Origin of the sequence: Bartonella sp. AA23NXGY (assembly GCF_042197165.1) — a bacterium.
Lineage (GTDB): Bacteria > Pseudomonadota > Alphaproteobacteria > Rhizobiales > Rhizobiaceae > Bartonella.
This window is the reverse complement of sequence record NZ_JBHIRO010000005.1, coordinates 89,706-107,530: the sequence shown is the minus strand read 5'-3', so window position 1 is coordinate 107,530 and position 17,825 is coordinate 89,706. Positions and strand designations below refer to the sequence as shown.

Annotated in this window: 12 protein-coding genes; 1 reads left to right on the top strand and 11 read right to left on the bottom strand. The window is 37.0% G+C overall.

The genetic code is table 11. From position 1 onward, the window contains the following. Positions 1-16: 16 nt before the first annotated feature. The 8 genes from lpxK to ACFINY_RS04240 form a co-directional block, all read right to left on the bottom strand. Positions 17-1,057 (bottom strand): tetraacyldisaccharide 4'-kinase, encoded by a 1,041-nt coding sequence (lpxK, locus tag ACFINY_RS04275; RefSeq protein ID WP_375700875.1) that lies wholly within the window; start codon positions 1,055-1,057, stop codon positions 17-19. Continuing rightward, positions 1,047-2,369: a lipid IV(A) 3-deoxy-D-manno-octulosonic acid transferase gene (gene waaA / locus ACFINY_RS04270; RefSeq protein WP_375700874.1), complete on the bottom strand. Its 1,323-nt coding sequence runs from the start codon at positions 2,367-2,369 to the stop codon at positions 1,047-1,049. The genes lpxK and waaA overlap by 11 nt, the downstream gene beginning before the upstream one ends. Before the next feature lie 1,371 nt (positions 2,370-3,740). Next, positions 3,741-3,986, bottom strand: coding sequence for a DUF4170 domain-containing protein (locus tag ACFINY_RS04265; RefSeq protein ID WP_375616897.1), 246 nt, complete (start codon positions 3,984-3,986; stop codon positions 3,741-3,743). Positions 3,987-4,032: 46 nt separating this feature from the next. Then, complete coding sequence (locus ACFINY_RS04260; RefSeq protein WP_375700873.1) at positions 4,033-4,839, bottom strand: 3'(2'),5'-bisphosphate nucleotidase CysQ; 807 nt, start codon at positions 4,837-4,839, stop codon at positions 4,033-4,035. Continuing rightward, a complete protein-coding gene (locus ACFINY_RS04255; protein WP_375700872.1) occupies positions 4,826-6,157 on the bottom strand; it encodes a TldD/PmbA family protein in 1,332 nt (443 codons plus the stop codon). Before ACFINY_RS04255 ends, ACFINY_RS04260 begins: the two co-directional genes overlap by 14 nt. A gap of 1,200 nt (positions 6,158-7,357) precedes the next feature. Beyond that, complete coding sequence (locus ACFINY_RS04250; RefSeq protein WP_375629733.1) at positions 7,358-7,807, bottom strand: hypothetical protein; 450 nt, start codon at positions 7,805-7,807, stop codon at positions 7,358-7,360. A gap of 543 nt (positions 7,808-8,350) precedes the next feature. Continuing rightward, complete coding sequence (gene rsmD, locus ACFINY_RS04245; RefSeq protein WP_375612106.1) at positions 8,351-8,917, bottom strand: 16S rRNA (guanine(966)-N(2))-methyltransferase RsmD; 567 nt, start codon at positions 8,915-8,917, stop codon at positions 8,351-8,353. Then, entirely contained in the window at positions 8,898-10,298 is a 1,401-nt protein-coding gene (locus ACFINY_RS04240; protein WP_375612105.1) for a pseudouridine synthase, read from the bottom strand. The genes rsmD and ACFINY_RS04240 overlap by 20 nt, the downstream gene beginning before the upstream one ends. A 269-nt stretch (positions 10,299-10,567) precedes the next feature. Between ACFINY_RS04240 and ACFINY_RS04235 the strand changes: the two genes are divergently transcribed. Then, a complete protein-coding gene (locus tag ACFINY_RS04235; RefSeq protein ID WP_273790416.1) occupies positions 10,568-11,014 on the top strand; it encodes a nucleoside deaminase in 447 nt (148 codons plus the stop codon). A 646-nt stretch (positions 11,015-11,660) separates the two neighbouring features. On the opposite strand, the gene ACFINY_RS04230 is transcribed toward ACFINY_RS04235, so the two are convergent. The 3 genes from ACFINY_RS04230 to ACFINY_RS04220 all read right to left on the bottom strand — a co-directional run bounded on the left by ACFINY_RS04230 (position 11,661) and on the right by ACFINY_RS04220 (position 17,321). Beyond that, complete coding sequence (locus ACFINY_RS04230; RefSeq protein ID WP_375612104.1) at positions 11,661-12,152, bottom strand: hypothetical protein; 492 nt, start codon at positions 12,150-12,152, stop codon at positions 11,661-11,663. 177 nt (positions 12,153-12,329) lie between these two features. Further along, positions 12,330-15,245: an isoleucine--tRNA ligase gene (ileS, locus tag ACFINY_RS04225; RefSeq protein ID WP_375612103.1), complete on the bottom strand. Its 2,916-nt coding sequence runs from the start codon at positions 15,243-15,245 to the stop codon at positions 12,330-12,332. A 249-nt stretch (positions 15,246-15,494) separates the two neighbouring features. After that, complete coding sequence (locus ACFINY_RS04220; RefSeq protein WP_375612102.1) at positions 15,495-17,321, bottom strand: outer membrane beta-barrel protein; 1,827 nt, start codon at positions 17,319-17,321, stop codon at positions 15,495-15,497. Between the last annotated feature and the right edge of the window lie 504 nt (positions 17,322-17,825).

The following is a 17,825-nucleotide window of genomic DNA, read 5'->3' as shown; positions in this document are numbered from 1 at the left end:
CTCGAAAGCTATAAATTTAGCCTTTGCCTTTTAGACAAGAAAATTCAAGGGAACGTTTTCTAAAGCGGGTTATGACCTCTTCAAGGACCATACGACAGAAGTCTTTTTGAACAAAATCGACATTCACATCAAAGATAATAAGATTTTTCAAATCTTTTTGCATGTGAATTGTCTGTATACGGGTATAATCTTTAGCTGTTGTTGCTAGCCATAAATTGTGCATTTTAGCCTTTTGTATAAGGCTTTTTAAATTTTTATCTGTGAAAAAATAGTGGTCTGGATATATGTAAGTTTGCACCACATCACCAGACAATTCTTTAATAGATTTAAAAAATTTATCTGGATTGCCAATACCAGCAAATGCCAAAAATGATTTTCCTGAAACCTCATCAGAGGCACTAGCTTTAAGATGAGCACGATATAAAGGCTTTCCAGTACGCGAAACAAGAAAAGCGACATTATCAGGCGCATTGGAGTGACCAATCAATAAAACACTATCCATAAAAGAAAACTGCGTTTTTAATGGTACACGCAAAGGTCCTGCTGGAAAGACAGCTCCATTACCAAAACCGCGCATCGCATCAACAACGAGTAACGCATAATCCATATAAAGACGGCGACTTTGAAATCCGTCATCCATTAAAATAAGATTACATCCCTCTTGTTTAAGCCGTTGTGCCGCTGCATAACGATTAGGTGATACAGCTACAAAAGCATGCCGTGCAAGTAAAAGTGCTTCATCTCCGACCTTATGTGGAGTATCATATTTCTCATTTACAAGATGTACCCCTTTAACTGATCCACCATAACCACGTGATACAACACCAGGAACAAAACCAAGTTCTTTAGCCACTTTGGCAAAAGCAATAACAACTGGTGTTTTACCCGCACCACCACATGTAAAATTTCCAATACACAAAACTGGAAGATCAATCACGGGAGGCTGTCTTGCCATAAAACGACGTGAAAAATAACCATAACCCCATGAAATTGGAGTTAATAAAAAACGCAAAAAGCTTTTATTTTTCCACCAAAAATGAGGCGCATTAATATGCATATCCACCCTGACGCTGACGTAAACCCGTTTGTATTACAAGGGGTTGTAAAAATGGATCTAAAATCTTTAATGTGCGCTCAAGTGCACCTGCCATACCTGTTGCCACTTCATGAGCCTTATCAACCATTTCTTGCCGCAATGTTTCATTTGTTAAAAGCTTATACACCTGAATAGCAAGCTGTTTTGTATCTTGAACCATATATGCTGCATCATGCGTTAGAAATTGTTTGAACATCTCTTGAAAATTTGAAACATGAGGCCCTGTCAAAATAGCGGAACCAAGCAAAGCCAATTCCAATGGATTGTGTCCACCATTTCCACATAACGATTTACCAACGAAAGAAACTTTCGATAAGCGAAGAAAAAGTCCCATTTCTCCAATGGTATCTCCCCATAAAATATCGGTATTCATGTTTGGAACAACGTCTCTACTCCTACGAATAAAACTTAACCCCTTATTATCGCATTTTCTGATAAGATCTTCTGAACGTTCAGGATGACGAGGTACAATAATTGTTAATAAATCTGGCAAATAATTTTTAACAATTTTATGGACCTCAAAAGCAATCTCCTCTTCCCCTTCATGCGTTGAAACAGCTGCCCAAACTGGGCGATTGCCGATAGCATTACGATAACGTGCAAGCAATTCTTGATTTTCAACCAGAAAAACATCAGCCTTGAGATTACCAGAAAACGTAACAGATTTTACGCCAAGTGTATGGTAATAAGCTACATCTCTTTCGTTTTGACCAATCGCCAAATCAATATCCTTAAAAATATGTTTGGCAAGAACGCGTCGTTTTTGCCAAGCTTTAAAAGAACGTTCAGACATATGGGCATTAACCAAAATCTGCGGAATACGCATTTTTGCAAGTTCTTTAATACGAAGGGGCCAAATTTCTGATTCACAAATCAAGACGAGATCAGGCTTCCAATGACTAATAAAACGGCGCACTGCAAAATCTAAATCCAAAGGAGCATATTGATGAATCAACCTATCACCAAAATGTTTTTTCACAAGAGTAGAAGAGGTCACAGTCCCTGTTGTCATTAATACATTGATTTTCAATGATAAAATATAATTTACAAGTGGAAAAAGTGCAAGTGTTTCTCCAACACTTGCTGCATGCAACCAAACTAATGAACCTTGGGGGCGTACATGAGAACTTTTACCTAAACGCTCTTTTTTGCGACACCACTCTTCTTTTCCACGAATAGCACGAAAGAACAAATAAAAAGGAATAACAGGACATAAGCAAAAACCAATTATCCGATAGCTTAAAAGAGCCGTATGTGCCTTTAATTCTACCATTTAAAATCACCTCATCCAGCTATTTTAAGATATCTATATACTTATTTTGTTAAAAGATTCATCAACACTATTGGTTGCATCCATATTTTTTAATATCATCCATATCTTAAATAAAAAAAGCTTAATCCATGAGAAAATTCAATACATATACACATTATTTAAATCTCTTTTAATTAAATTTTGTAACTTATATCGATTTTATCACTTCATTCTGCACCCTATAAAAAATCTTACTCAAAAATAACAAAACTACATTTCAGTCGATTATAATTTTTAAAATATAAATGATAAACCTATGACATAGATTGTATCAATTTTTTCAACTCACTGAATAAATACTTCTTATGATTTTAATGAGACTTTGAATTTTGCACGTTGGTATTTTAGAGAAAAAGCTTATTTTTACATATGTTAGGTATTGTCAATTTTTCAAAAAATAACCCATATAGACATTACAACCTAATATAAATACAACAAATAAAATGTGTTTAAAAGAAAGCTCAATCTCTATTATTTCATTTCAATAAAATGAATATGTCAAACTAATCTTAAAAACTTTTGAATAGTATAGAGTTCTCATTTTAAATTGTGATATAATCTCTTAAAGTTAATCCAGAAAAATCTAATCTTGTTTAATAGAGAATTTCTTAAAAGTCTTAAAGCAATTTAAATAAGAGTTTTCAAAATTTTAAATCCTCTCTTTTCAGGAGGTCGCAATGATATATTATTCCTTTTAAGATTGTATATAATCAACACAAAATGATTAACTTATAGATTTTAGTTTTAAATGAGTACTCAAGAAACCCTTCTGAGGTAAGTTAACTTCATAAATCTATTCAGTTTCTCTAAATTTCTAATTTTGGTAAAGTTTCTAACGACTTTCATGGTTTCTAAGCTTATAGTAATAACTCGTTGAAAAAATTCCAATAGATAAGCAACGAGTGCTAATAATCTCAACAGAGTAATAATTGCTATCATTAATAATGCTACTCTTTTTATTAATCTTAACGCATTAGTGTCTCATACCCCATTCAAAAGCAGAGTGACTATTCACAATATAATCATAGACTTCGAGTGATAGCTGTCATGATAATATTGCTGTTGTAAATAGGTTGATAGAAACTGTCTTGCATTTTTATTAAGCGTAAAGATGGTGGTGCAATAATGGATTTTATACCTTGCACAGACACTATTATGAAATGGGCTTGGGTGTTTTGGGAGATGTTTTCTTAAGAAAACATATGAATTTTAAACAACAAGCATATTCTTTTTTACGGCATTCTATTTTACCCAAAGAACGTACCTATGAAAAGGACGACTAAACAAAAGCATGAAGCAATCTACAGGTTATAATGACCCAATATTCAAGCTTTATTCTGCATCGCCTAACTCAGCATCAAGAAACTGATGCAAATCTACAATGTAATAACGTTGTAATGCATTATCTACACTGCTTTGTGCTTTTGCCTGCCATGCTTCTTGAGCGGATTGATAATCTGAGAAAATACCAACCACATCTAAATCATCAGGATTCTTAAATTGATTACTGTTAAGATTTTTTAATTCCCCACCAAATACAAGATGTAAATATTGTTTTTTTTCGTTGGTTTCAGTCATATGTGCCTCCATATCATTTAGATTATTTTAGCGCGCTTTTACATGATTAAACTAACTTTGTTTGACGAACAACATCTATCATATCTTGACAGCAATTATTTTTACCAGCAATTAAAAGTCCATACTGGTAAGGTTCAATTCCATAAGATAGTAAAGGGGCATCAAGCGATAAAAAACACCCTCCACACTCCTGCAAAATAAGATCAGCAGCGGCAATATCCCATTCATGACAATTCGGACGAACTAATACGATATCAATTTCATCTTGAGCAACAAGAACAATACGATAAGCAAGAGAAGGAAGATAATGGTAAAGACTGACTTGATTGAGAAAATCATCTGGTAATTTTTGTGCGAGCGATTTATCAAGTGAAATTTTATATTTTCGATGAACCTGAAAGGCTAAACGAGGAAGTTTTATCCCATTTAATGTTGCCCCTCCACCCGTTACAGCTGTATAAACATCTCCTTGAGCCGGACATTGTAAAACGCCCACAATAGGACGCCCATTCTCAATAATAGCAACCGAAATACACCAATAAGGATTGCCAGAAAGAAAACCACGCGTTCCATCAATAGGATCAACAACAAAAGAGCGCTCATAATAATCTTGTTTTTCTCGATTATCTTTTGTTTCTTCTGAAATCCATCCATAATTTGGACGAGCTCCAAGAAGCCTCTCTTTCAAGAAATGATCAACAGCAAAATCTGCTTCACTAACCGGGGAATTACCTTCTTTAATCCAGACATCCAACGTGCATCCAAAATACCGCATTGCTAAATCTCCTGCCTCTCGACAAACATCACGCAAAAGATTTAAATCAGAAGAATGATGCGTGTTATTTTCCTGCAAGTGTCATCCCTTCAATTAACAATGTTGGAGCAGCTGTACTATAACGCCGATCAATATCATTGGCAGGTGTTAAATGTGCTAACATATGAAGCAAATCAGAACCTAGCGTTACTTCACTTACCGGATAAGCAATTTCACCATTTTCAATCCAAAAACCGGAAGCCCCACGACTATACTGACCAGTAATAAAATCAATGCCATGACCGAATAATTCGGTCACATAAAATCCATTTCGCAAATCTTTTATCATATCGCAAGGTGATACTAAACCCGGTTCAATAGCAAAATTTGTACTGGTCGGCTGCACTAATGATGCCGAACGCATACCGTGTCCATTTGTTTTAAGTCCCAATTCACGTGCTGTAGATGATGAAAGAAGCCAATTTTTTAAAATACCATTTTTAATAATATTGAGTGTTTGCCCCTCTACCCCTTCTCCATCAAAAGGATGAGAAGCATTTCCACGTAATCGCAAAGGTTGATCGGTTACATTAACATTAGGCTTCATCACTTCCTTGCCTAGGAAATTCTGTAAAAGACTCGTTTTTCGAGCCACAGAGGCTCCATTGACCATAGATGCGATATGCCCTGCAATTCCACGAGCCGTACGCGGATTAAAAATAACATCAACGCTCCCAGTCGCCGCACGAACTGCACCCAAACGTCGAACAGCACCAAGCCCTGCATTCTTTCCCACAGTTTCTGCTGCCTCTAAATCAGAAAAATGTAAGGCTGTTGTATAATCATAATCCCGCTCCATCTGTGTTCCTTCACCTGCAAGAGCACTACAAGAACGTGAAAAACAACTTGAGCGATAGGCTCCACAAAAACCATCGCTGGTCACAAGAATAAACCCACTACGGCCATAAGCTGTTGCAGCGCCACCAGAATTGCTTACACCTTTAACATCAAGAGCTGCTGCCTCCGTTTTTAAAGCATCTTCTGTTAAAAAATGACTGCTGGGTACAAAATCATCAAAAAGATCAAGATCTTTAGGATACTTAACCAAACACTCTTTATCTGCCAAACCTTCAAATAAACTATCGGGAGAAGCTTTAGCCATCGCAACAGCACGTTCCGCAAGTTCTTGCGGATAAGATCCTAAATTAGCAGAAACACTTGCTACTTTTTTTCCAACAAAAACCCTTAGAGTAAAATCATTGCTCTCTGCTGCTTCTGTCGATTCGACTTTCCCAAAACGAACTGATACACTGGTAGAATGAGCATGAACAATAACAGCATCAGCAGCATCTGCCCCAGAACGCTTTGCTGCTTCAACCAGCGAAACAGCTTTCTCAATCTGGTTTTTGTCAGTCATTATAGACTCCCTAAAATATTTTATTATTTACATTGATAAGCATTCTGACAAATTTATACAAATCAGAATATAACTCTTGTGTATTGATTCATAAGATTATGCACATTCATGCATTCTTTTTCTTTTAATGCATTAAATCATTTCCCTTTTAGCTTCTTTATGAAAAGACGTAATATGCCGTATATGCCGTAAAATCTCTTTAGTTTCAAGATTTCTCATGGGGCCCTTATCATTTTAGGAGCCAAATCTCCACTGACAATCAAATCAACAGAACAATTGGCAATTAACAAAAGTCTTAGCAATAACACTTGAATTTAAGCCAAAATCCTCAAAAATTCGAAAAGCATAAAATGATCTAAATCACAGGTCTTCCTTCCTCTGGGTAGTAAAAAACTTATCTCATATCTTTCCTATAGCATTCTTTAATTTCCAAGCAAGAATCAAGAAAATACCTTATATTTGTATACACTTCTTTGCTTCTATAAACTCTCTCATAATGAGACGGCACTCTTGTAAATGAAACAAAACTTAAACAGAGTAAAAAATATTTCCTTCTATTATGGTTTCAACAAAATGAGCAGTCATAAACTTCTTTACCCTAATGGACGTAATATCATAAAGAACTCATTTTTATATTTAAAAGTAATCAAGAAATTATCTTGTAATCTTTCAATAAAATTAACAGTTTGATTTATACTTATAATTTATTGTTTTGTAATTTGTATAAAAAAGCCTAATATCATAAAATTCTCTCTGTTTCGAACCTATTCATGTTGAGTCAATCACAACTATTTGCGAGCAAATCATAAGTAAGGAGCGTATGAATGAAAACCATTTAAGAAGAAATCAAAATGTCTCTTATGAAGGTTTTAAATGCAAAAGCTATCGCAACATTAGAAACCAGCAAATATCATGACGATATGGGCCTACATCATAAGAGAAGCAATGAGCTTCTGAAACTTTCTCATTTTCAACGAAGAGAGCATCTTATAAGCTTTTATATATAAAAAATTCAATGAATTTCATAAGATTTTTAGCGCAAAATTAATCCCGTAAGATGATTTGAATCGATTTCAACAGCTAACTAAAACCAAATCATAGCTCATCAATTTGCTATATACTCATAACTGATTTCATTCTAACAAGGCTAAGAGTTCTGCACCTTTTTTAAGGTATTAACTTCTTTATAAATGCACCCCCTTACAAAATGCTTTTGTTTTCAGTAAGAGCACGTCTGCTCATTTCAATCATTGCATCGCGAAGATGTAACTTAATTTTTGACCCAATAATCATTCCAAAGAAAGGAGAAAATAAACCAGACATGGTTACAGTATGACGAATTTTGTTATTTGAAGAACCCGATTTTGTTGAACAAATATATTCATGATTAAAACTCATACGTGTAAAAGGAAGTTTAGCATAATCAGAAAAACAAACATTTTTTATAACTTTATCAAGTGTAAAAGTTACTGTAGGTCCCTTTTTAGGTTTCATGCGTCCTATAGCGCCTTCTTTGAAAGGACCAGAAAGTTCTACCCACTCAAGTTCACTATCCCAGCAAGGCCATGATGCCACATCTTCCCATATAGCCCAAATTTGCTCAGCACTTGCTTCTGTACTAATCTCTTCACTATATATCCAATTAAACACGATAATCTCCCCTTTTTTACAAATTACTTATCTTTAGTGATAAAGAATAATATAAAAAAGTATCCTTAAAGCTGCACCACGATAAGATACTTAATACTCTCAGATTTACTTAATATGTAATGACTAACTCAACAAGCGATATTACTAAACTAAACACACAAGTATTCAGGATAAATGAACAATATTTTCAATACTAAACAAAATATCTTTTTTAAGTTTAGACAATAGCAAAAATAGAAGTTACGCATCATATAAGATATCAATGCAGACTGCATAGCTTAAAGCTTTCAACTGTTGATGAAATGTGATGATTAAGGTATGGCAGAAAGAAATTAGATAAAAAAGATCATAACTATTATCGAGGAATATATATCCTATTGGAGAAAAAACATCCTTCTGTATTAAAGCTAATAAAAATTCATCAATTCCTTTAACATTAGAATCTTTTATTGATTTTCTGCTTAACCTTTTAAAAACCATATAAAATGAAGAAAACTGTGAAAAAGCATTTTTTCATCCTATCGGATAAAAACAAGAACTTTCTCAAGATGTAAGCGATCGTAATTTATAGAGACGTATTGCTGTCTCACCATAAAAACGCTCATCATCTAGATAAAAGACGTCAGGTAAATAAATCATTGTATCTTTCTTTTCTTCAAGTATGAAGAGTGTATCAGCTTTTGCCCACCCTCCTCGCAAAGCTTCTACAAAAGCACGTTCACCTAAACAACGGCTATAGGGAGGATCAGCGCAGATAACATCAAATGGCAGCATTGTGCCAATATTGCCAAGTTTGGTCGCATCACGACGCAAAATCCGTCCTATCGACTGTAATTCAAAGGCTTCTATATTTTTTTGAAGCAACCCACGCCCCTCAACCGAGTTTTCAACAAAAACAGCCGCCTTTGCTCCACGCGAAAGTGCTTCGATGCCTAAAGCACCAGTACCAGCAAAAAGATCAAGAATGCGTTTATTGGTCCAAAACTCTTCTTCACGGCTAGAAAGAATATTAAAAAGGCTTTCACGTGTACGATCACTCGTTGGGCGAATCGACTGATTAACAGGCGAAAACAAAACACGCCCAGCAAATTTACCGCCTATGATCCGCACGTGGACCTCCAAATCGCTTCGAAGTTTTTGCACCGTCCCTATGTGGTTTAGATTTTTTCATAGCACCACCAAACGATTTTACCTTTTTCTTTCTCTCAAAAGAATGCTCATCATGACCACCTTTTATCATTTTCTCTTTATCCTTTAAAAAGCGATCTTTCTTACCAAAGGGATGCGTCTCGTCATAAGATATTTTGCCATGTTTTTGAACAAAACTTTCCCTCTTCTCTTTGTATGACGGATTTTCTTTTAGTTTTTCCTTGCCTCGATGAAAGGACTTTCTACCATCCAAATCGCTCTTATGATCATGCGATTTCTCCTCACTATAGGAAGGCTTTCTACGTGCACTTTGCGGACGTGCACCAGGAGCCATCCAAACATTAGCACGGCGAGAACGCGGTAGAAAACGCTCTGCTTTTCCTTCTTCACTTTTCTCCTTCTTTACATTCTCATGAGACTTTGTACTTAATCGTGCGCGACTATGTTCAACAGAACCATCTCTTGGTCGGCGTCGTATCGCCCTTTCACTTGAGAAAACCCAACCATCATTTGCAACAGAAAGATCTTTCTGGCTTTGCTTTTCTGCAACAACTGCAGAATTTGAAAATGGCTTAAGAATAGGAGCATCAAAATCTGCATTGGCTTGCATAATTAAACGCTCCCCCAACTGATCTCGTAACATCCGCCCTTTTAACTCTTGCACGGCTCCTTCTTCTAAATCAGAGAGATGAAATGGACCATAAGATACACGTATTAATCGATTAACTGATAATCCCAATGCCCCTAAAACATTCTTTATTTCACGATTTTTTCCTTCTCGCAAAGCGACAGAAAGCCATACATTCGACCCTTGTTCGCGTTCAATTGATGCTTCAATCGAACCATAAAAAATACCATTAATCGCAATACCATTTTTAAGGTTATCCAACGCGCTCTGCTTGACTCTTCCATGAGCACGGACACGATATTTGCGGACCCACCCCGTTACAGGAAGCTCTAATACACGCGCTAAGCCACCATCATTGGTTAAAAGCAAAAGCCCTTCCGTGTTAATGTCAAGCCTTCCAACAGAAAGAACACGCGGCATTCCTTTTGGTAAATTACTAAAGACTGTAGGTCTGCCTTCAGGATCACGGTTCGTGGTGACAAGACCTGCTGGCTTATGGTAAAGCCATAAACGCGTTCGTTCTATAGGAGGTAAAGGTTTGCCATCAACTTTAATAACATCAGAGCGGCTAACATTAAAAGCAGGCGTTGTCACGACTTTACCATTCACAGAAATACGACCTGCAACAATCATCATTTCTGCATCTCGACGCGAAGCAATACCAGCACGCGCTAACCTTTTAGCAATTCGTTCACTCTCATTATTTTCATTCATTTGCGTTTCAAACCAATCTTTGCAAGTATGTTCAGAAAATTATTCACATGCACCATACCGCTTATCCTGAAAAATGAAGTAGCATAATCATTTATCATTTTCTATCCTTTAACGACAATAATGTATCTGTCGACTTGCAAGTTTGTTTTAAACTCTTTAAAAAATAGAGGTGTTCTTTTCATTATAAAAGCGTAATAAATTATTCATTCCATAGCATTCCTTATCGAGATAACCTTTAGATTTTCTATACCTTCAGTAGAAAGAATATTATGACTTTGACGCCCATGGAAATAGCCCTTTTAGAAGCGCAAGAGGCTGCAAAAAAAGATGAAGTTCCCGTAGGTGCTGTCATTACACGTGGAAAAGCTATCATTGCACGCGCTGGTAACTTTATAAAATCTGCATATGACCCTACAGGACACGCAGAAATACGCGCAATCCGTATGGCTTGCGAAACATTGCAAAACGAAAGGCTTCCTGATTGCGATCTTTATGTAACACTTGAACCTTGTGCTATGTGTGCCGCTGCCATTTCATTTGCACGCATACGACGTCTCTATTATGCAACAAATGATCCCAAAGGAGGTGCTATAGAAAATGGCCCACGTTTTTATCAGCAACCAACCTGCCATCACAAACCTGAGATTTATTCTGGTTTCAAGGAAAAAGAAGCAGCTCAATTACTTAAAGACTTTTTTGTACAAAAGCGATACTAAAAATAATTCTTCTTCCATAACTTTCACTCTTTAAAAACTATCCTACTTCTCAAAAAAGACTGTTAATTCTTCTGATATATATAGCAAAAGCTATTTCGAAGCATTTTTTCTCTCTTTTAATTCTGCATATTGTTTCTATTAGATGGTACATTCATTCAAAAGAATAATTCATTATTTTGTATATAAAATATAAAGTCCAAAATATCGTAGATATGCTCTCATTTCAAATTACATTGAAACAGTAAAAATCACTTTCTTGCACATCATAAGCGGAATTATCGTCTGGATAAAGAACGTTTTAGAAAAGACTAAAAATGTCTCTTATGAAAGCTCTCAAATGCAAAAATTATCGCAACATTGGAGTCTGTAAAATAAAATGATGGTATCCACTTTCTCCTTCCTAAGCATAAAGTATTGGAGCACAATAGATTTTACGTTATACTAGCCACATGAGCAATGTTGTAAAATGAGCTTGAGAAATGTTTCGTGTTAAGGAAACGCATAAGGAATCTCTCGATGCTGTTGTCATATTGCTATTTCATGAGAATACCCCCCTCCTACAGCAGCATTATAACTGCGCGCGAATGAGAGCTTGGTATCATAAGTAATTGGAAAAATACTTTACTTTAAATATTTTGTCTTTTCCCTATCGACCAATAGGTGCGGTTTTTGCCGGTTGGCGATAACTTAAAGGTGGTTCAGTGAGATAGCGACGGTATTTTGAACTTCCAACTTGTGCTCTCTGACGACGTAAATATTCCTGTCGTTGCTTCGCATTCAACTGTGAAGGATTTTCTGAACCAACGCCATTAACTGACGATCCTTTGTGAGGAAAAGGAGTATTTCCTTGATGCTTCTTCGATGCTGCCATTTCATTGACAGATCTATCTTGTTGTGGTACCGGCAAAAATCTGCGTGAACTAGGGCTTGGTATTACAAGTTTTGGATGAGGTTTCATAACAATCTGGCTGCTGTTATTTGTTGGTGTTAATGAAGTGATATTAGCAACATCTTCAAAAAACTGTATTGAAACTGGTTTATTGGTACCATAGGTAGGAGCGGATAAATTGCATCCCGTTAAAACAAAGCACATCCCTAAAATTCCTATTGGAAATATTTTTATTTCACGTTTTCTCACTGCCTATTCCATTTCCTAGGTGTATGGCTGATTAATATTCCCGTTATTTATGAGAGAACGGTCCATACACAAATTTCCCCCCTGCAGATAAAACAACGGAATTTTTTTCGTACCACAAAAAACTATATTCATCAATATGAGAAATTTACTTGCATTTCTTTCCTTTGATCTAAAACTTTAAATCTTGCCAAGAATCTGCAATTCCCGCAAAGCAGCTGCATCACGAGCAGATACATCCGGATAAGCTGGATCACTTCCAACATCTTGTGTATAACGCCATGATCGAGCACATTTTTTTCCTAATGCCTTCTCTGGATATACACCAACACCTTCAACATCATTCAAAGTAAAAGCATCAGAAGGTATCGTGTCCTGCGTAATTGTGAGCGCACTGGTAATACAGATCTCCGCCATATCCACATTTTCTAATGCCTCTCGTAAAACCAGATTGGAAATAAAAACAATAGGCGCAGCTTCCAAAGAGGATCCAATACGCTTATTAGCACGTTCAAGCTCTAAAGCACCTGTCACAACTTTACGGACCTGCCGAATTTTTTTCCAACGCTCAGCCAAAGATTGGTTTTGCCATTCTTCTGGTACAGAGCGAAATTGTTCCAAATGCACCGATTGGCTTCCTGGATAACGCTCTAACCAAGCTTCTTCCATAGTAAAAGGTAACATTGGAGCAAGCCATGTGACCATATGCTCAAAAATCTCACGGACAACCTGCAAGGAAGCCTTGCGTTTTTTTGATGAAGGTGCATCACAATAAAGAGAATCCTTGCGGATATCAAAATAAAATGCCGATAACTCAATGATTGAAAAATCCAATAATGCACGCATAATCTTTTTAAAATCAAATTCATCGTAAGCGCGATTAATCAACTGATCAAGTTCAAAAAGCCTATGCAATATAAATTTTTCAAGATCCGGCAGTGCACCATAAGATATTTCTTCTCCATCATCATGTGCTAAAGTTCCTAGCATCCAACGAATTGCATTGCGTAGTTTACGATATGAATCCACATTTGTTTGAAGTATTTTTTTGCCTAAACGCTGATCTTCCCAATAATCGGTTGTCATAACCCAGAGACGAAAAATATCAGCTCCAGATGTTTTAATGATCTCTTGCGGAACAACCGTATTGCCTAAAGATTTAGACATTTTCTTACCATTCTCATCCAAAGTAAAACCGTGTGTGATCACGGACTTATAGGGAGAACAAGCACGCGTACCACAGCTTTCCAAAAGAGAAGATTGGAACCATCCGCGATGTTGATCTGAACCTTCAAAATAAACATCAGCAGGCCATTTCAAATCAGCCCGATCTTCTAACACAAAGCTATGGCTGGCTCCAGAATCAAACCAAACATCCAAAATATCATAAACCTGTACCCAAGGCTCATGTGCACGCTCACCTAAAAAACGTTCACGTGCTCCTTCAGCAAACCATGCATCTGCCCCTTCTGCTTCAAAAGCCCGTAAAATACGCTCGTTCACACCTTCATCTTTTAGAATAACACCATCCTCATTTGCAAAAATACAAATAGGAACACCCCAAGAACGCTGACGAGAAAGAACCCAATCAGGACGATCTTCTATCATAGAAGCTAGGCGGTTTTGTCCAGAAGATGGCACAAAACGCGTTTTTGAAACAGCTTCCAAAGCCCGACTACGTAAAGTTGAACCATCCCCAAAATCTTTATCCATTGAAATAAACCATTGCGGTGTATTGCGAAAAATAACGGGTTTTTTTGAACGCCAACTATGGGGATAGGAATGCTTTAAACGCCCCCGTGCAAACAATCGATCTGCTTTAATTAAAGCATTAATGACCTCTTTATTGGCATCACCCATTTTTCCATTATCATCAATAACACGTGCAGGTCCTCCTTCACGATCTGGTCCTAAACCTGGAACATCTTTCGTATAGAACCCTGCATCATCAACAGGAAACGGTATAGATGAATCAATCCCCGCTTGCTCCAGTAAGGACTTATAATCATTCCAAATTTCAAAGTCCTCACGCCCATGGCTTGGTGCTGTATGGACAAAACCTGTACCAGCACTCTCTGTTACGTGCGAACCATCAAGCAATGGAATTTTATAATTATACCCTCCAGCTAAACCTTTGAGTGGATGAGAAAGAACAAGAGCTTTCAACTCTTCAGAAGAAATAACACGCAAATGCTTCAAAACAAGTTTGGCTTTTTCTCCACAACTCATCGCTAAAGCGTCTGCAAAGAGAAGCTTTTCTCCCACTTGAGGACCAAAATCATTTTCAGCACTTTCAACTTCGTAAATACTATAAGAAATTTGCGAAGAATAACTCACTGCACGATTGCTTGGAATCGTCCACGGTGTTGTTGTCCAAATGACGACATGAGCACCATATAAATCATCAGAATTTGCTTCAAAAACAGGAAACTTAACCCAAAGCACCTCTGATTCATGATCATGATATTCAATCTCAGCCTCTGCCAAAGCCGTACGTTCCACAACAGACCACATCACTGGCTTGGAACCACGATAAATCTGATCTGACATAGCAAATTTTATCAATTCACTGGCAATGCGTGCTTCTGCATGAAAAGCCATTGTAGTATAAGGCGTATTAAAATCTCCCACAACACCAAGGCGTTTAAATTCTTCACTTTGAATAGTTACCCAATGCTGTGCAAATTCACGGCATTCTTGACGAAACTCGTTAAGAGGTACCTCATCCTTATTTTTTCCTTGTGCTCGATATTTTTCTTCAATTTTCCATTCAATTGGAAGCCCATGGCAATCCCAACCAGGTACATAATTTGCATTAAAACCGCGCATTTGGAATGAACGAACAACCACATCCTTTAGAACTTTATTTAAAGCATGCCCGATATGAATATGACCATTTGCATAAGGCGGACCATCATGAAGAATATAAAATGGACGATCTTTTGCTTGTTGACGCAATTGCGCATAAAGCCCCATATTTTCCCAACGCGCCATCAATTCAAGCTCTTTTTGCGGAAGCCCTGCACGCATAGGAAAATTTGTCTGTGGGAGATAAAGAGTTTTTGAATAATCTATTGTTTCATTTTTCACAGCCATTGTGAAATATCCCTGTCCACTTTTACGATTTCATTTTTGCATAACTTCCCTGAACCCTGCAACTCTGGTTTTTATCTATAGGGAAAGCCGAGCTTATCATTCGTATTAAGCAGCGATCAGGAAAATATATCATCACACTCTATGGGCTTTATCATGAAATTCACAAGAAAAGAAACCAAAAAGTGATCTTAAAAAAAAATAAAGGCTCCACTGACAGTGGAGCCTCTTAGAAATTTACTCTTTAAAAAATTAGAATTTATAAGCTACACCAACACGGAAATCATTGGTTTTGTAGTTAACTTCAAGTTTTTCCTTTGCAAATTTCTTTTTACCAAAATCAGAGTAACGATATTCTGCACGTACAATCACATTATCTAGAAGCGAGAAATCAACGCCACCACCAAGTGTGTAACCAATCATGGTTTTTGTTTCATCAGCTAAGTTCTTAGAAGAAACGACTCTTCCATCCTCATCCTTAACAGATATTGATACAGTGTCTTGGAATTGCCCATAAGCAATACCACCAGCAAGATAAGGCATAAAGCGATCAGCAGCAAAACCAATACGTACCCGTGTAGCACCACCCCAATTTTGTTTGAAAGTATGACTTAAAGTTTCAACTGCATCCTCTTGATCAAGACCAAGTTCAGAAGCCATCTTTTTTATTTGTTCTATACCATATACACTGGAAGCGTTCTTATCCACCGCTTGTGTACTTTGTGCACCGTGTCCAGCCATATTCTGTCCACCATGAGAACGAGAAGCATGTGGATTAGCATTTCCGCTACCATGGGTGCCATGATGACCTCCGTATTGGGCTCCGCTTGTTCCATTGGAAGCTTTTGCTGTTTCAGAAGATGATCCTGATCTCGCGAGGACAAATGTCCCTCCGCTCGGTACTGTTCTTTCTTTTAATGATGATTGTTCCGATGCAGGTGCTTTTGCTGCTGGCTGACTTGATTCTGTTCCCGTTGATGAGATAGAGGGCGCGGGTTTTACAGCAACCGATTTTATTGGATTAGCTTGCACTTGTACAGCCCCTGCTGATACAGATGATGTTTCTGCAGATTTTGCAGACGCAGTTACTCCATTTGTTCCTCCTACTGATGGTTGATCTCCTGTGTCTGATCTTGCCAATAGGAGCGTTGACTGCTCTGGTGAGCTTGCTCCTGTGGTAGAGGATATTGATTTAGGTGCAGGTGATTTTAATCCATTTACCCTGCTTACCAATGTCGGTCCTGTACCTGATCTTTCCAATGAGGACGATGGCGATTGCACTGAACTCACCGTCTGTCTAGAGGATGCTGATTGTGGTATTGGCGATGCAGATGGCGTTTTTAATGGTGGTGTTGAAACTCCTGAATTTTCCCTTCCCACTACCACTGTTTTTTCTGCTGTTGAATTGACATTGCCAGAACTTCTAGTTGTTGCTGCTTTATTTGATTGTGTTGCTCCTGTTTGTGGTTGTTGAACTGTATTTACTGATCTAGTTAGTGCTTGACTGGATTGCGCTGCAACAGATTGTTCTGACGTGGATCCTGCTGTTGGAGTCCCTACTGTTGTAGTTCCTGTACCTGCAGGTGCTCTTGAGGTGTCTTTTTGCGTTTGTACTCCTTCTGTTGCTTGTGAGGTTGGAGATATTTGTGGTTTTGCGGATCTGCGGGATCTTACGACTGCATTTTCTACTGTAGTGTTATCAGCCGCTCCTATGGTAATGGTCTTTGTGTGTTTTTTTCCAGATACCATTAAATCCGTATCGATGCCAAAAATAAAGTTGTCACCGAGATCAATATTAGAACCTGCATAAAAACCACCTGCAAACCCTGAAAGTTTAGGAGAGAACTCTTTATCCAGTGGTAAACTCTTTTCTTGACCAACAAGAGCCATATCAGCTTTGCTTGAAAAACCACCAGCTTGGACACCTAAATAAAGACCTGTCCATGAAAAAGTAGGTGCAACAATGGTAGAAGCAGTCGATGATGCTGGCTGATGAGGAATCATAACATCAGCAGCTAGTGCTGTAGACGCTGAAATTAAAGAAAAAATAGACGCTGTTATTAAACGTTTTGTATTCATAAAATCTCTCCAAATATCCAAAATGAAATTCATATAGAGCATCTTTTCTGAAAGATCTGTAGCAAAAATGACACACTCACAAAAAAATAAAGAATTTTTGCAAATAAGGCTTCTTAAACTTTTAATTTTGCATTCAATAAGAATTTGTAAACTAAATCACACTAAAATTATGTGTATTAAAGTTGGATTCATTTTCATTAAAGTTTCGCATAACTGTTAATGATAATATTCTTTATAAATTTCTTTTACCAAAATCTAAATAACAGTATTCTGCATACAATAAACTATTATCTGTTATTGCAAAATCAATACCAGCGCAAACAGTGAAATCAAATATTGCCTTTTTTAAAACCAAGCGCCATCAAAGTTTCATCTATTTACCAGCATGATCTACTTTTAGTACTTTAGCAATAGTATTTTGTATCTAAAATTCAGAAAAACAAAGAAATTATTCAAACACTCGCAAAAAAACTTTTAGATTCTTTGCATAAACATCTTCATCCT

What these genes read in the sequence shown, in the direction of transcription:
- lpxK (WP_375700875.1), bottom strand. Translation starts at nt 1,057, where the DNA reads ATGCATATTAATGCGCCTCATTTTTGGTGGAAAAATAAAAGCTTTTTG.
- waaA (WP_375700874.1), bottom strand. Translation starts at nt 2,369, where the DNA reads ATGGTAGAATTAAAGGCACATACGGCTCTTTTAAGCTATCGGATAATT.
- ACFINY_RS04265 (WP_375616897.1), bottom strand. Translation starts at nt 3,986, where the DNA reads ATGACTGAAACCAACGAAAAAAAACAATATTTACATCTTGTATTTGGT.
- ACFINY_RS04255 (WP_375700872.1), bottom strand. Translation starts at nt 6,157, where the DNA reads ATGACTGACAAAAACCAGATTGAGAAAGCTGTTTCGCTGGTTGAAGCA.
- ACFINY_RS04240 (WP_375612105.1), bottom strand. Translation starts at nt 10,298, where the DNA reads ATGAATGAAAATAATGAGAGTGAACGAATTGCTAAAAGGTTAGCGCGT.
- ACFINY_RS04235 (WP_273790416.1), top strand. Translation starts at nt 10,568, where the DNA reads ATGACTTTGACGCCCATGGAAATAGCCCTTTTAGAAGCGCAAGAGGCT.
- ileS (WP_375612103.1), bottom strand. Translation starts at nt 15,245, where the DNA reads ATGGCTGTGAAAAATGAAACAATAGATTATTCAAAAACTCTTTATCTC.
- ACFINY_RS04220 (WP_375612102.1), bottom strand. Translation starts at nt 17,321, where the DNA reads ATGAATACAAAACGTTTAATAACAGCGTCTATTTTTTCTTTAATTTCA.